Source organism: Agrobacterium sp. ST15.16.024 (genome assembly GCF_027956545.1).
In the GTDB taxonomy this organism is placed as follows: Bacteria; Pseudomonadota; Alphaproteobacteria; order Rhizobiales; family Rhizobiaceae; genus Agrobacterium; species Agrobacterium cucumeris.
The window spans coordinates 204,829-223,263 of sequence record NZ_JAQKGO010000005.1; the positions used below are offsets into that span (position 1 = coordinate 204,829).

The 18,435-nt window shown below is 59.6% G+C and carries 16 protein-coding genes; 10 read left to right on the forward strand and 6 right to left on the reverse strand.

The features are described from left to right. The first annotated feature begins 139 nt into the window (after window positions 1–139). The gene (gene rpsA / locus PL640_RS17390; protein WP_046801715.1) at window positions 140–1,840 is read left to right on the forward strand and encodes a 30S ribosomal protein S1; all 1,701 of its coding nucleotides are present in this window, start codon (window positions 140–142) and stop codon (window positions 1,838–1,840) included. Window positions 1,841–1,941: 101 nt separating this feature from the next. On the opposite strand, the gene PL640_RS17395 is transcribed toward rpsA, so the two are convergent. From PL640_RS17395 to PL640_RS17410, 4 genes are all read right to left on the reverse strand, one after another. Further along, window positions 1,942–3,477: a hypothetical protein gene (locus PL640_RS17395; RefSeq protein WP_271362796.1), complete on the reverse strand. Its 1,536-nt coding sequence runs from the start codon at window positions 3,475–3,477 to the stop codon at window positions 1,942–1,944. A 267-nt stretch (window positions 3,478–3,744) separates the two neighbouring features. Continuing rightward, window positions 3,745–4,053, reverse strand: a complete 309-nt coding sequence (locus tag PL640_RS17400) for a hypothetical protein (RefSeq protein WP_271362798.1) — start codon at window positions 4,051–4,053, stop codon at window positions 3,745–3,747. A gap of 47 nt (window positions 4,054–4,100) precedes the next feature. Continuing rightward, window positions 4,101–5,333, reverse strand: coding sequence for a hypothetical protein (locus PL640_RS17405; RefSeq protein ID WP_271362799.1), 1,233 nt, complete (start codon window positions 5,331–5,333; stop codon window positions 4,101–4,103). A gap of 81 nt (window positions 5,334–5,414) precedes the next feature. Next, the gene (locus PL640_RS17410; protein WP_271362800.1) at window positions 5,415–6,041 is read right to left on the reverse strand and encodes a ribonuclease D; all 627 of its coding nucleotides are present in this window, start codon (window positions 6,039–6,041) and stop codon (window positions 5,415–5,417) included. A 163-nt stretch (window positions 6,042–6,204) separates the two neighbouring features. Here PL640_RS17410 and PL640_RS17415 point away from each other — a divergent pair, with 163 nt between their 5' ends. From PL640_RS17415 to PL640_RS17450, 8 genes are all read left to right on the forward strand, one after another. Beyond that, window positions 6,205–6,819: a nucleoside 2-deoxyribosyltransferase gene (locus PL640_RS17415; RefSeq protein WP_271362801.1), complete on the forward strand. Its 615-nt coding sequence runs from the start codon at window positions 6,205–6,207 to the stop codon at window positions 6,817–6,819. Beyond that, entirely contained in the window at window positions 6,816–7,565 is a 750-nt protein-coding gene (locus tag PL640_RS17420) for an SDR family oxidoreductase (RefSeq protein ID WP_271362802.1), read from the forward strand. The genes PL640_RS17415 and PL640_RS17420 overlap by 4 nt, the downstream gene beginning before the upstream one ends. 550 nt (window positions 7,566–8,115) lie before the next feature. Beyond that, on the forward strand, window positions 8,116–9,303 hold the full coding sequence (locus tag PL640_RS17425; protein WP_271362803.1) for a M24 family metallopeptidase: 1,188 nt from the start codon (window positions 8,116–8,118) through the stop codon (window positions 9,301–9,303). Between the two features lie 117 nt (window positions 9,304–9,420). Then, window positions 9,421–11,025, forward strand: coding sequence for an ABC transporter substrate-binding protein (locus PL640_RS17430; protein WP_271362804.1), 1,605 nt, complete (start codon window positions 9,421–9,423; stop codon window positions 11,023–11,025). A 62-nt stretch (window positions 11,026–11,087) separates the two neighbouring features. Continuing rightward, window positions 11,088–12,095, forward strand: coding sequence for an ABC transporter permease subunit (locus PL640_RS17435; protein WP_269701702.1), 1,008 nt, complete (start codon window positions 11,088–11,090; stop codon window positions 12,093–12,095). Further along, entirely contained in the window at window positions 12,092–13,006 is a 915-nt protein-coding gene (locus PL640_RS17440) for an ABC transporter permease subunit (RefSeq protein ID WP_271362805.1), read from the forward strand. The genes PL640_RS17435 and PL640_RS17440 overlap by 4 nt, the downstream gene beginning before the upstream one ends. A gap of 3 nt (window positions 13,007–13,009) precedes the next feature. After that, on the forward strand, window positions 13,010–13,849 hold the full coding sequence (locus PL640_RS17445) for an ABC transporter ATP-binding protein (protein WP_271362806.1): 840 nt from the start codon (window positions 13,010–13,012) through the stop codon (window positions 13,847–13,849). Next, window positions 13,846–14,691 carry an ATP-binding cassette domain-containing protein gene (locus PL640_RS17450; protein WP_271362807.1) on the forward strand — a complete coding sequence of 282 codons (846 nt, stop codon included), beginning with the start codon at window positions 13,846–13,848 and terminating at the stop codon, window positions 14,689–14,691. The genes PL640_RS17445 and PL640_RS17450 overlap by 4 nt, the downstream gene beginning before the upstream one ends. A 52-nt stretch (window positions 14,692–14,743) precedes the next feature. Here the strand turns inward: PL640_RS17450 and PL640_RS17455 are convergent, their stop codons facing one another. Beyond that, window positions 14,744–16,213 carry a mannitol dehydrogenase family protein gene (locus PL640_RS17455; protein WP_271362808.1) on the reverse strand — a complete coding sequence of 490 codons (1,470 nt, stop codon included), beginning with the start codon at window positions 16,211–16,213 and terminating at the stop codon, window positions 14,744–14,746. A gap of 107 nt (window positions 16,214–16,320) precedes the next feature. Next, window positions 16,321–16,995: a GntR family transcriptional regulator gene (locus PL640_RS17460; RefSeq protein WP_271362809.1), complete on the reverse strand. Its 675-nt coding sequence runs from the start codon at window positions 16,993–16,995 to the stop codon at window positions 16,321–16,323. Window positions 16,996–17,275: 280 nt separating this feature from the next. Between PL640_RS17460 and PL640_RS17465 the strand changes: the two genes are divergently transcribed. Next, window positions 17,276–18,394 (forward strand): mandelate racemase/muconate lactonizing enzyme family protein, encoded by a 1,119-nt coding sequence (locus PL640_RS17465; protein WP_271362810.1) that lies wholly within the window; start codon window positions 17,276–17,278, stop codon window positions 18,392–18,394. Window positions 18,395–18,435: the final 41 nt, after the last annotated feature.

The window sequence follows — 18,435 nt, forward strand, 5'->3', positions numbered from 1 at the left end:
GCGTTTAGTCCGGAATGCCTGAAGACATGTCCTTGCGCCGGAAAGCCTTTTAAAAGGCGGGCATGGGTTCGGGTATCAACAACACTAGCCCACCGGCGCTTTTGTATTCGCCCTAGCGCGGATGCAACCAGGAGATTTCATGTCAGTATCTACCCCCACGCGCGAAGATTTCGCAGCGCTTCTCGAAGAATCCTTTGCCTCTAACGATCTTGCCGAAGGCTATGTTGCCAAGGGTATCGTAACGGCAATCGAGAAGGACGTTGCCATCGTCGACGTCGGCCTCAAGGTTGAAGGCCGCGTACCGTTGAAGGAATTCGGCGCGAAGTCCAAGGACGGCACGCTGAAGGTCGGCGACGAAGTCGAAGTTTACGTCGAGCGCATCGAAAACGCTCTCGGCGAAGCCGTTCTGTCGCGCGAGAAGGCTCGCCGCGAAGAAAGCTGGGTCAAGCTCGAAGCCAAGTTCGAAGCTGGCGAGCGCGTCGAAGGCGTTATCTTCAACCAGGTCAAGGGTGGTTTCACCGTCGATCTGGACGGCGCTGTTGCCTTCCTTCCGCGTTCGCAGGTCGACATCCGTCCGATCCGCGACGTTACCCCGCTGATGCACAACCCGCAGCCCTTCGAAATCCTCAAGATGGACAAGCGTCGCGGCAACATCGTTGTTTCGCGCCGTACGGTTCTCGAAGAGTCGCGTGCCGAGCAGCGTTCTGAAATCGTTCAGAACCTCGAAGAAGGCCAGGTTGTTGACGGCGTCGTCAAGAACATCACCGATTACGGTGCGTTCGTTGACCTCGGCGGCATCGACGGCCTGCTGCACGTTACCGACATGGCATGGCGCCGCGTCAACCATCCTTCGGAAATCCTCAACATTGGCCAGCAGGTCAAGGTTCAGATCATCCGCATCAACCAGGAAACCCACCGTATCTCGCTCGGCATGAAGCAGCTCGAGTCCGATCCGTGGGATGGCATCTCCGCCAAGTACCCGGTTGGCAAGAAGATCTCCGGTACGGTCACGAACATCACCGACTACGGTGCATTCGTTGAGCTGGAGCCGGGCATCGAAGGCCTGATCCACATTTCCGAAATGTCCTGGACCAAGAAGAACGTACATCCCGGCAAGATCCTGTCCACGAGCCAGGAAGTCGACGTTGTCGTTCTCGAAGTCGACCCGTCCAAGCGCCGTATCTCGCTCGGCCTCAAGCAGACGCTGGAAAACCCGTGGCAGGCATTTGCCTACAGCCATCCGGCCGGCACTGAAGTTGAGGGCGAAGTCAAGAACAAGACCGAATTCGGTCTGTTCATCGGCCTCGAAGGCGATGTCGACGGCATGGTTCACCTGTCGGATCTCGACTGGAACCGTCCGGGCGAGCAGGTCATCGAAGAGTTCAACAAGGGTGACGTCGTCAAGGCTGTCGTTCTTGACGTTGACGTCGAGAAGGAACGCATCTCGCTCGGCATCAAGCAGCTTGGCAAGGATGCTGTCGGCGAAGCCGCTTCGTCCGGCGACCTGCGCAAGAACGCTGTTGTTTCGTGCGAAGTCATCGCCGTTAACGACGGTGGCGTTGAAGTGAAGCTCGTCAACCACGAAGACCTCACCTCCTTCATCCGCCGCAACGACCTGGCACGCGATCGCGACGATCAGCGTCCGGAGCGTTTCTCGGTTGGCCAGGTTTTCGACGCCCGCGTCGTCAACTTCTCCAAGAAGGATCGCAAGGTCATGCTTTCGATCAAGGCTCTGGAAATCGCTGAAGAGAAGGAAGCCGTCGCACAGTTCGGTTCTTCCGACTCGGGCGCTTCGCTCGGCGACATCCTCGGCGCGGCTCTGAAGAACCGCGGCGAATAATCGCTCTGATCTTTTGAAATGAAGAACCCGCCGGAATTTTCCGGCGGGTTTTTTATTGGCGCAGTTTTCGCGTCATCGGAGACGGGTGCGTCACCTGAAATTCAGAGCACGCCGCTCATTCTGAGATAATAATTTTCCGCACTGTCGTCGTAAGCCGCTTCCGGTTGGCTTCCCTGTTCTCCGGTCTCGTCATTGGCGGCCAGCCGCTCTTCCGCCTCTTCCGGGGCTTCGGCGTTTTCGCCGTCAGCTTCGCCTTCCGCTTCATCTTCAGAAAACGGGCCGCCACCGCGGGGTGGTGTTTCCGATTCATAGTCCTCTTCCGCCGGCGGATAGGCGACCAGCGGCAGCGGTGTGCCGTCTTTTGCGAGAGCGGCGGCGATCAGCGATTGTGAGGCCGATTGTTCGAGCATCGCCATTCTCGTTTCCGGATCGAGTGCTGCGCGGGGGAGGGGCTGGGCCTCCGGACGGTTGGCAATCGTCTCCGCCTCTTCGCCGGAGGGATGGATGAGCGGCGTCGGCGCCGCGGTCTTTTCGGCCGGCTGATTCTCGAGCTGCTGCGGCGCGGTGCCCGGTGGCGGGAAAGGTGGTTGCGCGCCGGGCGCAGCTCTGGTGGGAAGTTTTCCGGCAAGGGCGGCGAGCAGCAGGTTTTCCATGGTCTTGGCATCGCCCGCAGGTTGGCCAGAAGACTGGGGCAGGGGCGTGCGCATTTCCTTCTGCTCTGCCTTCACCATATCCCGAAGGGGAAGCGCCGGGCGCATCTCGCCATTTTCAGCCCGCGGCGAGTTTGCCGGGCGTGCCTCTGCCGTTATTTCCCTGGTCACGTTGCCTGCGGATGATTGAGGCGGGCGTCCCACACCTCCCGCTTTTCCCTCCGGTTTTGAGGCTGCCGGCGCAGGTTCGGGCATGTCTGTTGCCGGTGCGGAAAGGCTCGCCCGTAGATCCGGTGGCCCTATCTGCGCCGCGATGACGTTTTTTATCGCTGCGCCACCGAGGGCGAGCGGACTGATGAGCAAAGGCAGAAGCCGGGCGGTCGCTGCCGCGCTTGCCGGTTGCGCAGCCGCAGCGGCATTCTGGTGGTTTCCGGAATTCTGGCTTTGGGGGCTCTGCGGTTTCGGCTGCGTGGGTGCCGAACTGGCCGGATTGTTCTGCTGATAGGAAGAAACCACCGCTTTCGCTGCCAGATCCATTCCCTTGTAGCGGGAAAGCTCGATCAGCAGGGCGAGGCGGGCCGCTTCCGGGCCGGTGGGCTGTTTCAGAATTTCGGCCAGCATCGAAAGGCTCAAGCCTTGCAGGGCCTTGCTGACCTGCTGTTCCAGCGCCAGGCGCTGTGCGGGGGGCATGGTGCGCAGCACGTCCGTCAGGCGCACCACATAAGTCTCGATGGCTTCGCCGTCGCGCCGTGGCAGGTTCATCAATTTACCGAGTGTTTCCGCCAGTACGGCGGTGCTGCGGGAAAGTTGAAATTCGCTGGTCAGCGAGGCGACCGCGGCTTTGGCAAAAATACTGCTGCCATTGTCGGGAGCAGGATTGGTCACCTGCGGTATCGCGGCGTCTTTCAGCTGCCCGCGGGTCGCCGGCGGAACTGTCGTTCCATAGGCGGCATCGGCTGCCGAAATTTTCGTTACAGGCGGTAACATGGGTGCGCTCCATTCCTATCGATTACCGCCGCTGGCTTGCGAAAGGGCCAATTCATACTGGCTCTCTGGTTCGCGTCTGGCTCGTCCGTTGAAAGATTGCCGCGCCGGTGATGTACAGGTGTCATCTCGCCCGCTCATGCGGGAGCGCCCGTATATGCCGCTGGCGCGAATGCCAGCTCTCTTCGGCACACACAGAATCATCAAGTCGAAGCTTGCCGCGCAGATATTAATATTTGGCTAACCATAAATTGTGCCGGATGGCTTCGCTCACGGCGAAACGCCGATGAACATGCGGTAAAGCCCGTTATCGTCGGAATTGACCGAGGAAATGTGGTCGGGTTCGCTGACGGTCACTTCCATGGCCTCCGGCGGCATGGCATCGAGCCAGCTCGCCTTGGGAAAACTTCTCTCGGGCAGAATTTCCACGGGATCGATGGTGTCGTCATCGTCGCCGGGCGCGAGGAAGCTCGCGTTATCCGGGGCGAGTGGCGGGGCCGCTATCGAGAGCAATGCCTGTGCGGTATTCGGTTCGGCATCGAGACCGGCGCTGCCGGATAGGCCGGAAATATCGGACATGTCTGAACTCACATCATGTTTCGCTCAAATACGGTCGCAAGCGGCAATCATGCCGCCTTTTTCTTCAGCAGTTCATAAAGACCGTTATCGTCGATCGAGATCGGCAAAATGGCGCTGCGGGCGTCATCGACAACCGCCATCGCGTCCAGCAATGCTTCCGCATCGGCCGGTGTGGTGGTCGCGTCTGTTTTGGCCTTGCCCGCCTCTGCAGGCGCATTATCGTTTTCAGCCGGGGTAGCTTCTTCGTCCGGCGCGGCCGCAAGCACGGAAATCAGGGCGATTTCCGATGAAATATCGACCGGACCTTGCCCCTCCGCGCCATCCGTTTTTTCACCGGCGGAAGCGTCGTTGTGTTCCTTCACGACCTCCTGAAGTTCCTGCACATCCTCGAGTTTTCCCTGCGCGTCGCGGCTCTGGATATCCTGTTCCCGCTCGGCCTTCACCTCGGCATCGTTGACTTCGCCGATGCGATTTTCGCCGCGCTCGGCCTGCAATTCTTCCTTGGTTTTCGGGTCGGCGACATCTTCCAGGCGCTGGATGACCTTCATCGTTTCGCGTGTCATGAACAGGGTGCCCTGCGCCTGCTCGTTCAGGGCATCCTTCACGGCGCGTGCCGCGTCGCCGAAGGGATTGGCGATGGCGGCGATCATCTGCTGGGCTGAAACGCCGAGTTCCTTCAGACCGGTGGATTCTTCCAGATCGTTGATGCTTTTCGGCAAGGTCGCACGCGCTGCCATGATCGCATCCGACATCTGCACACCGAAATCCTCTTCCTTGCCCGTCAGGCCAGCGCTTGCTGCAATGCGGGCGGCAAGGGCGGCCATGGGATCGGTCTTGGCGGTGGCGCCATTGTTCAGCACGTCTACGACCTGTGCTTCCGAAACGCCGAAGGATTTCAGGGAAATTGTCGTGGCTTTTCCCTGCGCATCGACCTTTTCAAAGCCGCCTGTCAGGGTCAGTGCGTCCTGAAGTCTTCGCGCAAACGAGAAGCTCGATTCGTCCTTTTCCTGGGTGACACCAAGGGCGGAGGAGAAGCGGGAGACGAGCGAGGTGAAGGCATCCGGGTCCGGTTTCATGATGCCGAACAGACGGGCGCTTATCTTTTCATTGGCGACACGCTGGCTTTGGTCCGGCTGCGGCTGGGTCTTGACCGCCTCATCCTTTTTGGTGCCGTTTGCCTTTTCCTGCTCTTCGCGCTGACGTTCCTCGATGGTCTCGACCATCGACCGCATGAGATCGCTGACGGCTATGCTGGCTGTCTGCTGCAGCGGAGTAATCATCTGAAAAATCCCGGCCACCCAAAGTTGCGGCCGAGAATAGGCAAATTCGGTAAATCAGTGCTTAACCAGGCGTAAAAACGCTCAGCTATGGGCGAAAATATCCGTTTCTTCCCAGCCGAGAAGATCGAGCTTGGCGCGGGTCGGCAGAAACGCGAAACAGGCGTCGGCATGATCAAGGCGGCCATCGCGCACAAGGCGGTGGGTCAGCTTGTCGCGCAGCGCGTGCAGGTGCAGCACATCGGAGGCGGCATATTCGAGCTGGGCGGGCGATAGCGTCTCCGCGGCCCAGTCGGAGGACTGCTGCGCCTTGGAAATATCAACTTCCAGCATCTCCTTCAGATTGTCCTTCAGGCCGTGCCGGTCGGTATAGGTGCGGGTGAGGCGGGAGGCGATCTTGGTGCAGAAAACCGGTGTCGTCGTCACGCCAAAGGTGTGGAACAGGACGGCAATATCGAAACGGCCGTAATGAAAGATCTTCTGGTGGGCGGGATCTTCGAGCATGCGCACGAGGTTGGGGGCCTGTTTCTGTCCGGCGGCGATGCGGATGACATCCGCAGTGCCATCGCCCGGCGAAAGCTGGACGACGCAGAGACGGTCGCGGCGCGGCACCAGCCCGAGTGTTTCCGTGTCGATTGCGATGGCCCCGGCATAACGCGCGGTATCTTCGGCGGAAATATCGCCTTCGTGATAGCGAATGGTTGCGGCCATGTCTTGCTCCAGAAATTGCAGTCGGTTGCTCCGGCTATAACGGAAAGAATGGCCTGATGATACCGTTTTATGGGTCGGTTCGGCGCGGCTTCGCGCTTGCCTTTGCGAAAGTCCCCGGGTTAGGTTCGGGAAATCCTTTTCTTACAAAACGCATGAATTCCCGATGACAAAGAAAATCTATCTCGCCGGACCGGAAGTCTTCCTCCCGAACGCGCGTGAAATGCTCGATCTCAAGGCCTCGCTGGCGCGGGATGCCGGTTTTACGCCGCTTTCACCGGGTGATCTGCAGATTCCGCCGGCGGATACCCGGATCGGCCATGGCTGCAACATCAATGCCGTTGACGAGCGGATGATGCTTGAAGCGGATGCGGTGATTGCCAATCTCACACCGTTTCGCGGTGTCGCCGCCGATACGGGAACAAGCTTTGAGCTGGGTTTCATGTGCGCACTGGGCAAGCCGGTTTTCGCCTATACCAATGTCGCGGCCAATCACTTCACCCGCATCAAGGCGCATTATGGCGGTGTTTCCACCATCGATGAAACGGGTCGCTATCGCGGGCCGGACGGGCTGTCGATCGAGAATTTCGACATGGTCGACAATCTCATGCTGCATGGTGGAATTGTGCGTCGCGGTGGGGTCATCATTGTCGGCAATGCGCCTGAAGAGGCGCTCTATACGGACCTCGACGCCTATAAACGCTGCCTTGCGGCGGCGGCGGAGAAATTACTGGGACAGGCTGATCCTGACAGAACGAAATTAGCGGAGACATCATCATGAGCGGTACCATTCTTATCACCGGCGCCACATCCGGTTTCGGCCAGGCTACGGCGCGGCGCTTCATCAAGGAAGGCTGGAAGGTCATCGGCACAGGCCGGCGGACGGAACGGCTGGAGGCGCTGGCGGCGGAACTCGGCTCGGCCTTCCATGGTGCCGCTTTCGACATTACCGATGAGGATGCAACGGCGAAGGCGCTGGCTGCGTTGCCGGAGGGCTTCCGGGATATCGACATTCTCGTCAACAATGCCGGCCTTGCGCTTGGCACGGCGCCCGCGCCGCAGGTGCCGCTGAAAGACTGGCAGACCATGGTGAACACCAATATCACCGGCCTGTTGAACGTCACTCACCTTCTCTTGCCCACGCTGATCGAGCGTAAGGGCATTGTCGTCAACCTCTCCTCGGTCGCCGCGCACTGGCCCTATGCCGGCGGCAACGTTTATGCCGGCACGAAAGCTTTCCTTCGGCAGTTCTCGCTCGGCCTTCGCTCGGACCTGCATGGCAAGGGCGTGCGCGTCACTTCCATCGAACCCGGCATGTGCGAAACCGAATTCACGCTGGTGCGCACCGGCGGCAACCAGGATGCGTCGGACAATCTTTATAAGGGTGTCAACCCGATCACGGCAGACGATATCGCCAATACGATCTATTGGGTCGCCTCGCAGCCCAAACACATCAATATCAACAGCCTCGAACTCATGCCGGTCAACCAGTCCTTTGCCGGTTTTCAGGTCCATCGCGAAAGCTGATTTCGACGGATTTTGGGGAGTGCTGAAAAACCGTGCAGGTATTTTGAAGCTATGCAAAAATGCAATGCTGCATTGCGAGACTTGCTCTGTTAAAAATCGCAGATGTCGCTATATTCCAATCATCGAAGCGACGCACTCCTCCTCCCAGCGTCGCTCGATGTGGATCGGTGGCACTCCTCCTCCCAGTCGCCGATCAAGTTTGAAGCCTGCCGCACCTCCTCCCGCGGCAGGCTTTTTCCTTTTCCGGACCTTCTTTTTTGATGTTCTTTCTGTGGGTGCGTTTCAGCGCGCTGGCCAGGCGCGCGGAATATTCCACTGGCCCCCGAATTTCCGGGGGATTTTCATTTTTCCCGTCAAGGCAATCGGAACGGGAATCGGACGCGCATCGATCACGATTTCGTTATGTCTAGATGAATATGCACAGTTTTGTGGCGGTGCGTGGTGCTGGCCCATTGCTTAGGCCCCGGCCTGTGTTTAAGCATGGGCAAAAGAACGCTTGGGAGGTGGCCGACACGCTTGTGTCTGTGCGCCCGAAAGCGGCGGGGAGAGAATGGCAGACTTTCAAGAGGCGCTGAAGCGGTTTCAGCCGATCGCGGTTTCATCGATCGCTGAAGACGAACTCAGGTTGCGGCTACGCGGCCTTCAGGCGCGGATGATCCAGGACAATGTCAAGGCGGTCTGGCTCGATGCATCATCGTCGCTGACCTATTATACCGGCCTGTCACTTGGCCTTTCCGAGCGAATTCACGGCGCTCTGGTGCCGGCCGAGGGCGCGCCGATCTATATCAGCCCGACATTCGAAGAGCCGAAACTCCAGACCCTCATTCGCATCAAGGGCGAAGTCGCCATCTGGGAAGAGGATGAAAATCCCTTCGACCTGATGGCGGGACGCGTTGCGGCGCTTTCCTGTGCCGGTCATCTTGTGGCCATCGATCCCGCTACACCATTTGTTTTCGCATCCGCCCTGATGCAGCGTCTGGAAGGACGGGTCATTTCTGCCCAGCCGATGATCATCGCCCAGCGACAGGTCAAGTCTGCGGCTGAAATTGCCCTTATCCAGACGGCGATGGATGCAAGTTACGGCGTGCAGAAGGCCGTATTCGAAGGGCTTCGTCCCGGCATTTCCACCACCGAAGTGGCTGATTTCGTTAATGCCGCTCATATCGCCCTTGGCATGAAACCGCTTTTTGTGGCGGTGCAGTTCGGTGAGGCGACGGCCTATCCGCATGGCGTGCCCTATGCGCAGACATTGAACGAAGGCGATATGGTGCTGGTCGATCTCGGCGCCATTCTTCATGGCTACCGTTCCGACATCACCCGCACCTACGTCTTTGGCCAGCCGACCGAGCGGCAGCGTTTCCTCTGGAACGCTGAACGTGATGCGCAGGCTGCGGCCTTTGCCGCGGCCTACATCGGTGCTGCGTGTTCCGATGTCGACAAGGCCGCACGCGACAGCCTGAAGGCGGTCGGTTTCGGCCCGGATTATCAGGTCCCGGGTCTGCCGCATCGCACCGGCCACGGGCTTGGGCTGGATATTCACGAAGAACCCTATATCGTTGCAGGAAATGCGACGGCGCTTGAACCGGGAATGTGCTTTTCCATCGAGCCCATGCTGTGCGTTTATGGGGAATGCGGCGTCCGTCTTGAGGACATTGTTTATATGACGGAGGCGGGACCGCGCTGGTTCTGCCCGCCGGAAACGAACCTCGACCGGCTGTTTCAGCCGGTCGCCAGGTAATTGGTCGGGAGGCAAAGGACCGAATAGCGGCACGTGTTGCGTGCCGCTGCTGACCAGAAGAGGTAGGCCCCCAAACGGGGCCGCAGGAACTCAGAAAAAGAGGGAAAGGACCACCAGATGAAAACGCTGACCCGCAGTTTGCTTATCGCCTCTGCGATTGCGATCACTTCCGCCATGCCTGCCATGGCGAAGACCTTCGTTTATTGCTCCGAGGCATCGCCGGAAGGCTTTGATCCGTCGCCTTACACGGCTGGCGGCACCTTCGATGCCTCCGCGCACCCGGTCTACAACCGTCTGGCCGAGTTCAAGAAGGGCACGACCGAAGTCGAGCCGGGCCTTGCGGAAAAATGGGATGTTTCGAGCGATGGCCTCGAATATACGTTCCACCTGCGCAAGGGCGTAAAGTGGCACTCCAACGAGAAGTTCACGCCGAGCCGCGATTTCAACGCCGATGACGTGATTTTCAGCTACAACCGCCAGGGTGACGCGAAGAACCCGTGGAACCAGTATATCGCAGGTATCACCTACGAATATTACAACTCCATGGAAATGCCGTCGCTGATCAAGGAAATCGTCAAGGTTGACGATTACACCGTCAAGTTCGTGCTGACGCGCCCTGAAGCACCGTTCCTCGCCAACATCGCCATGCCTTTCGCTTCGATCGTATCGAAGGAATATGCCGATACGCTTGACAAGGCTGGCACCAAGGAAGACTTCAACAACCTGCCGATCGGCACCGGTCCGTTCAAGTTCGTCGCTTATCAGAAGGACGCGGTCATCCGCTACCAGAAGAACGCCGACTACTGGGGTGACGCGCCGAAGATCGACGATCTGATCTTCGCGATCACGCCTGACGCCGCCGTGCGCCTGCAGAAGCTGAAGGCCGGCGAATGCCACCTGATGCCCTATCCGGCTCCGGCCGATCTGGAGACCATCCGCGCCGACAAGAACCTCAAGCTCGATGAGCAGCCGGGTCTGAACGTCGCTTACTTCGCTTACAACACCACCGTTGCACCTTTCGACAAGCCGGAAGTCCGCAAGGCGCTGAACATGGCGATGAACAAGCAGGCAATCATCGATGCCGTGTTCCAGGGCGCTGGCCAGGTTGCCAAGAACCCGATCCCGCCGACAATGTGGTCTTACAACGACAGCATCAAGGACGACCCGTACGATCCGGAAGCCGCCAAGAAGGCTCTTGAAGCCGCTGGCGTCAAGGATCTGACGATGAAGATCTGGGCGATGCCGGTTCAGCGTCCTTACATGCCGAACGCACGCCGCACGGCCGAGCTGATCCAGTCGGATTTTGCGAAGGTTGGCGTCAAGGCCGAGATCGTCTCCTTCGAGTGGGGTGAATATCTCAAGAAGTCGACAGAAGTGAACCGCGACGGTGCCGTCATCCTCGGCTGGACCGGCGATAACGGTGACCCTGACAACTTCATGGGCGTTCTGCTCTCCTGCGCCGCAACCGGCGAAGGTGGTGCAAACCGCGCGCAGTGGTGCAACAAGGAGTTCTCCGATCTGCTTTCCAAGGCAAAGCAGACCACTGACGTTGCCGAGCGCACCAAGCTTTATGAGCAGGCGCAGGTGATCTTCAAGGAACAGGCTCCGTGGGCGACGCTTGCGCATTCCACGCAGTTCGTTCCGATGTCCGCCAAGGTTTCCGGCTTCACCATGAGCCCGCTTGGCGACTTCACCTTCGAATCCGTCGATATCGCGGAGTAATCCCAAACAACAGGACGCGCGGAAGAACCATGTTCTTCCGCGCGTCTTTTCAGGAAAAAACCATGATCCGGTTCATTCTCGGCAAACTTCTCTATCTCGTTCCGACCTTCCTCGGGATCACCATCGTCGCCTTCGCCTTCGTGCGCGTTCTGCCGGGCGATCCCGTGCTGCTGATGGCCGGCGAACGGGGCATATCGCCTGAGCGGCATGCACAGCTTGCCGAACAGCTCGGCTTTTCCCAGCCCATCTGGCAGCAATATCTGCATTTCCTCGGACGGCTGCTTCAGGGCGATCTCGGCAATTCGCTGGTCACCAAGAAGCCTGTTCTGACCGAGTTCCTGTCGCTCTTCCCCGCGACGGTCGAGCTTGGCCTCGTCGCCATCATCATCGCCACCCTGATCGGCGTGCCGGTCGGCGTCATCGCCGCCATTCGCCGTGGCTCGTGGTTCGATCAGATTTCCATGACGACCGCGCTGGTGGGCTTCTCCATGCCGATCTTCTGGTGGGGTCTGCTGCTGATCATCATGTTCTCCGGCATCCTGCAATGGACGCCGGTGTCGGGCCGCATCTCGCTGATGTATTTCTTCCCCTCCGTCACTGGTTTCATGCTGATCGACAGCCTGATTTCGGGGCAGAAGGGCGCTTTCGCCTCGGCCCTGTCGCATCTCATCTTGCCCTCGGTGGTGCTTGCCACCATTCCGCTGGCGGTGATTGCGCGCCAGACACGCTCGGCCATGCTGGAAGTGCTGGGTGAGGATTATGTCCGCACCGCCCGTGCAAAAGGCATGTCGGCCTCCCGCGTCGTCGGCGTGCATGCACTGCGCAACGCCATGATCCCGGTCATCACCACCATCGGCCTGCAGATTGGCGTGCTGATGGCGGGTGCCATCCTGACCGAAACCATCTTTTCCTGGCCGGGCATCGGCAAGTGGATGATCGATTCCATCTCGCGCCGCGACTATCCGGTCGTGCAGAGCGGCCTGCTGCTGATCGCGGGTCTGGTAATGGTCGTCAACCTGCTTGTCGATTTGACCTATGGCCTCATCAATCCGAGGATCCGTCACAAATGAGCGATGTGACCACCACCCCCGGCGTCCGCCTTTCGGACGCCGCCATCCGCCGCCGGATGATCGCCGATTTCTGGTTCTACTTCCGTCAGAACCGTGGTGCCGTCATCGGCCTTGCCGTCTTTACTCTTCTGGTGCTGGTGGCGGTTTTCGCACCGCTGATCGCGCCGCATGACCCGACGCAGCAATATCGCGATACGCTGCTTGTACCGCCGGTCTGGCAGGAAGGCGGCCGCGCCGGCTTCTTCTTCGGCACCGATGCGGTCGGTCGCGACATGCTGTCCCGGCTGATCTATGGCGCGCAATATTCGCTGTTCATCGGCGTCGTCGTCGTTTCCATCGCCCTTGTCGGCGGCATCGTCATCGGTCTCGTCGCCGGCTTTTTCGGCGGCTGGGTGGATACCGTCATCATGCGCGTGATGGACGTCATCCTGGCATTTCCGTCGCTGCTTCTGGCACTGGTGCTGGTCGCGATCCTCGGCCCGGGTCTTACCAATGCCATGATCGCCATCGCCATCGTCTATCAGCCGCATTTTGCGCGCCTGACGCGTGCCGCTGTCATGAGTGAGCTCAGGCGCGAATATGTCACCGCCGCCCGTGTGGCGGGAGCCGGCAATTTCCGGCTGATGTTCAAGACCATTCTGCCGAACTGCCTTGCCCCGCTGATCGTGCAGGCGACGCTCTCCTTCTCGTCCGCGGTTCTCGATGCAGCGGCCCTCGGCTTCCTCGGCATGGGCGCCCAGCCGCCCGCTTCCGAATGGGGCACGATGCTGGCCGAAGCGCGTGAATTCATTCTGCGCGCCTGGTGGGTTGTCACCCTTCCCGGTCTGACGATCCTGATTTCGGTACTCGCCATCAACCTGATGGGCGACGGTCTGCGCGATGCGCTCGATCCCAAACTGAAGCGGAGCTGAGCGATGAGCCTGCTGAAAATCAAGAACCTCACCGTCAAATTCGCCACCGCCACCGGCGCCTTCATTGCCGTCAACGGCATCGACGTATCCGTCGACAAGCATGAAGTGCTGGCCATCGTCGGTGAATCCGGGTCCGGCAAGTCGGTATCGATGCTCGCCGTCATGGGGCTTCTGCCCGATACGGCAACGATTACCGCCGATGAGATGACCTTCGACGGCAAGAACCTGCTGACCATGTCGCCGCAGGAGCGCCGCAGGGTGATCGGCCGCGAGATCACCATGATCTTCCAGGAGCCGGTCGCCTCGCTCAACCCGTCCTTTACGGTTGGGTTCCAGATCGAGGAAGTGCTGCGCCTCAATCTCGGCATGGGCCGCTCCGCCGCCCGCGCCCGGGCGCTGGAACTGTTCCGCGCTGTCGGCATTCCCGAGCCGGAAACCAAGCTTAACGCCTATCCGCACCAGATGTCCGGCGGCCAGTGCCAGCGCGTGATGATCGCCATCGCGATCGCCTCCAAACCGCGCCTCTTGATCGCCGACGAGCCGACCACCGCGCTTGACGTGACGATCCAGAAGCAGATCCTCGATCTCTTGATGAACCTGCAGACGGAATACGGCATGGCGCTGATCCTCATCACCCATGATATGGGCGTGGTGGCGGAAACCGCAGACCGCGTTGTGGTGCAATATAAGGGCCGCAAGATGGAGGAGGCGGATGTCTTGAGCCTCTTTGAGGCCCCGCAGCATCCCTATACCAAGGCATTGCTTTCGGCCCTGCCCGAAAATGCCACCGGCGACCGCCTGCCCACGGTTTCCGATTTCTTCGGCAAGGAGGGCGTTCAATGAGCATTGTTGTCGAAGGCAAGGGCATTACCCGCGATTATCATGTTCCGGGCGGCCTGTTCGGCGGCGCCAAGACGGTTCAGGCGCTGAAAGGCATCGATTTTGCCGTCGAGCGTGGCAAGACGCTCGCTATCGTCGGCGAATCCGGTTCGGGCAAGTCGACGCTTGCCCGCATCATTGCGCTGATCGACCCGGCATCCGGCGGTGAGCTGAAGATCGAAGGCCAGCCGGTCGATATCGCCAGACGGCGTCCGGATACGCAGATGCGTTCCAAGGTGCAGATGGTGTTCCAGAACCCCTATGGCAGCCTCAATCCGCGCCAGAAGGTGGGTGACGTGCTGATGGAACCGCTTGTCATCAACACGAAAATACCGGCTTCCGAGCGTCGCGAGCGGGCTGAAGCCATGCTGGTGAAGGTCGGTCTCGGTCCTGAACATTTCAACCGTTATCCGCACATGTTCTCCGGCGGCCAGCGCCAGCGCATCGCCATTGCGCGCGCGCTGATGCTCAATCCGGCGCTGCTGGTGCTGGACGAGCCGGTTTCCGCGCTCGATCTTTCGGTGCAGGCGCAGGTCTTGAACCTGCTCCGGGATCTGCAGGAAGAATTCGAACTGACCTACGTTTTCGTCAGCCACGATCTCTCGGTGGTTCGTTACATCGCCGACGATGTGATGGTCATTTCCAAGGGCGTGGCGGTGGAGCAGGGGACGCGCGAGCAACTCTTCGCCGATCCGAAGCACCCCTATACGCGCCAGCTCTTCGCTGCGACGCCCATCACGGATGTCGATGCCATCCGCGCCCGCGTGGAACGCCGCAAGGCGGCGCGGCAGGCCGCAACGGTCTGAGCATAGAAACATCAAGTTAGAAAACAGGCCGGGTTTCCGGCCTGTTTGTTTTTCAGGACTTTAAAAACATACCCATAGCGGCAAGTGCGCCTTGCTCGCGGATGTCGCGATAAGCGGCTTTCAGTGTCGACACGAAGTTTTCGTTGGCTGGCAGGTCATCGCCGAATGTGCGCCTGAAGGTGAGGAACCGGTCCACGACAGCATCCGGCGCCATTGCCAGCTGGTCCGGCGCATCCCATTCCTTGAAAGCAGGGTCGAGAATGGTGATCGGCTGATCCTTCTCATCCCGGTCTGCGCAGGATCTGATCCATAAAGCGACGGCAAAAATAACGGCGCGACTGGCGGTCTTTTCTTCCAGCAATTCGCGCAAGGGGCCAAGAATACGCAGCGGCACCTTCTGCGAGGCATCGGAGGCGATCTGCATCGTCTTGTGTTGCAGGGAGGGGTTGGCGAAACGCTCCCTGAGGCCGGCTGCAAATTCTGCTCCATCGACCGCCGGGTCCAACGTCCGGGCAACTTCGCGCCAATAGGCGTCGATGAAATCGCGCACGGTTTTTTCACCCCATGCATCGGCAACCGTTTTAAGGCCGGTGATCTGGCCTATGGCGGCGATGGCGCTGTGCGAGCCGTTCAGCATTCTGAGCTTCATATGTTCATAGGGCTCGACATTGCTGACGAACTCCACGCCTGATCTTTCGAGCGCCGGCCTTCCATGCGGAAAACGATCTTCGATGACGAAGCGGAAATAGGGCTCCGCCACCACCGGCCAGGCGTCGCGCACCCCAAGTGCTGCCGATATCGCGTCCCGATCTGCGTCGGTTGTGGCGGGAACGATGCGGTCCACCATGGAGCAGGGGCAGGCGATATTGGCTTCGATAAAGGAGGCCAGTTCCGGATCGGCCAGTTCCGCAAATTCCAGCAAGAGCTTTTGTAGCACATGCCCGTTGGCAGGCAGGTTGTCGCAGGAAAGCAGCGTCAGCGGCAGCGATGCTTCTTTGCGTCTGCGTCGTGTAGCGGCGAGAATGAAACCGAAGATGGAGCGTGGCCGGTCCGGGTTTTCAAAGTCGTGGAGAATATCGGGATGGTCACGCAGCAGGCTGCGGGAAGCGAGATTGGTGAGATAACCCTTCTCCGTCACGGTCAGGGTGACGATGAGCACGCGCGGATCGCATAGCCGCTCCACCAGCTTCTCAGGATCTTCCGGCGCAACGATGGTTTCCGTGATGGAGCCGATGATGCGCAGGTGCTCGCTCTGGCCGTCCCGCAGGCAGAATGTGTAGAGATTGTCCTGCGGTTCGATGGCATCGCGTGTGTCAGGGCTGCGCAGCGATGCGGCGACGATACCCCATTGCGTCTCACCGCGATTGAGGCAGTCATCAATGAAAACCGCCTGGTGCGCCCGGTGAAACGCACCGACCCCGAGATGCACGATGCCGGGTGTAATTGTCTGGCGATCATAGGCGGGTGTTGCCACGGATTGCGGCAGGCGGGGAAGGGTGGCAGCGGAAAGCCGGTCTGTCATCAATGCGAAATCTCCATGCGGAGCAAGATGGTAATGGCGGCATCCGGGTTTTCGCGCATCATGTCAGTTCCTCCACTTGTCCCTGAACAGGTCGTATTTTGAATGGATCAGGCCCGAGCCTCTTTGAGCAGCCGGACCTGACGCAGCGTGTTCTGGCGGCTGCGCTCGAGATGCCGCCACAGGGTATCGACGATCTGGGCCTTGCTGCCGGCGGCGATGGCGTCGGCGATATTCTGGTGCTCTTCCACCGAACGGGCGTAATCCCCGAGGATCGAGACGAAAACCGTGTGGGTCTGGTCGAGAATGCGTTCATGCGAGCCGGAGATGACCGGAATGCGGGCGGCTGAAACCAGTGTTGTGTGAAAGCTGCGGTCGTAAAAAAGCGCTTTTGACAATTCGTCGAGCGTCGGGCCCTTGGCGAATTCGCGGTGTTTGGCGAGGCTTTCGAGAAGCTGCGCATGCAGCTCCCCGTCCAGTTGTCCGGCATCGAAAGCCACTTCGACGGCGCCTTTTTCAAGCAGCATTCTGGCGGCGTAGAGCTCTTCCACATCCTCTACGGTGAAATCGCGCACCACCATGCCGCGCCTTGAAGAATTGACCACCAGCCCGTCGGCCTCGAGTTTCACGCAGGCTTCCTTGACCGGTGTGGGGCTGATGCCGAGATCGGCGGCAAGCTCGTTGGGCAGCAGCCGTTCGCCGCCGCGCAGTTTGCCGCTGACGATGCGGGCGCGCAGCTCCCGGTGCGCCTGTTCGGCGAGCGTGACTTTGACGAGTGTGTTCATGGCCGCATCATTGCCCAGCTTGGAAAGACAGGCAACAATCAAATATTAAAAATAAAAAATTTTTTATTTTACAAAATCCGTTTTTCCGTTAGCTCTATCTGCCATCGGAAGCCGGCTGCCGGAGGAGGGTGGTCCGGCAATCCCCTGACGGTTCAGTTCCCGCAGTCATCGGGTGCGGGGCATGACGTGACTTCACCCACCAATCGGCGAAGCGTCGCTCAGAAAAGGGACTTCCGCCTTTCCTCCCCAGAAGCGTCCAAGCATCGAGGAATGACCGATCATGAAAATTACCGCTGTCGAACCTTTCATCCTGCATCTGCCGCTCACGTCGGATTCTATCTCCGATTCCACTCACAGCATCACCCATTGGGGCGTCGTCGGCGCGAAAATCACGACGAGTGACGGCATTCAAGGTTATGGTTTCACCGGCACCCACGCGCATCTTCCATCCGACAGGCTGATCACCTCCTGCATCAGCGATTGTTATGCGCCCTTGCTGCTGGGTGAGGACGCGTCGGAGCATTCGCGGCTGTGGATGAAACTTGCCCGTTACCCCTCGCTGCAATGGGTCGGCCGGGCCGGCATCACCCATCTGGCACTTGCCGCCATCGACGTGGCGTTGTGGGATATCAAGGCGAAAAAGGCGGGCGTGCCGCTCTGGCAATATCTCGGCGGTGCGCGCACGGCAGGCGTGGAAGCCTATAACACCGATATTGGCTGGCTTTCCTTTACGCTGGAAAACCTGCTGGCCGGCAGTGCAAAGGCCGTGGAGGAGGATGGCTTCACCCGCCTGAAGCTCAAGGTCGGTCATGATGATCCGAATATCGACATTGCCCGGCTTGCCGCCGTCCGCCACCGCGTCGGCTCCTCCATCCGCATCGCCATTGACGGCAATGGCAAGTGGGACCTGCCGACATGCCAGCGTTTTTGCGCAGCTGCGAAGGATCTGGATATCTACTGGTTCGAAGAACCGCTGTGGTATGACGATGTCACCAGCCACGCCCGGCTGGCGCGCGGCACATCCATTCCCATCGCGCTCGGCGAGCAGCTTTATACGGTGGATGCGTTCCGCTCATTCATCGATGCCGGGGCGGTCGCCTATGTCCAGCCGGATGTGACCCGGCTTGGCGGCATCACCGAATATATTCAGGTGGCTGATCTCGCACTCGCCCATCGCCTGCCCGTGGTGCCGCATGCGGGTGAGATGAGCCAGGTGCATGTGCATCTGAGCTACTGGCATCCGGCTTCGACCATTCTCGAATATATTCCGTGGATCAAGGATCATTTCGAAGAGCCGATCCATGTGCGGGATGGTGTTTACAGGAGGCCGGAGCAGCCCGGCGCCAGCACGACGCCGCTGGCGGAAAGCTTTTCCCGTTATGGCAAGGCGGTGAAATAAAAAAGGCGGCGCACAGACTGCGCCGCCTTGCTCATTTTCAG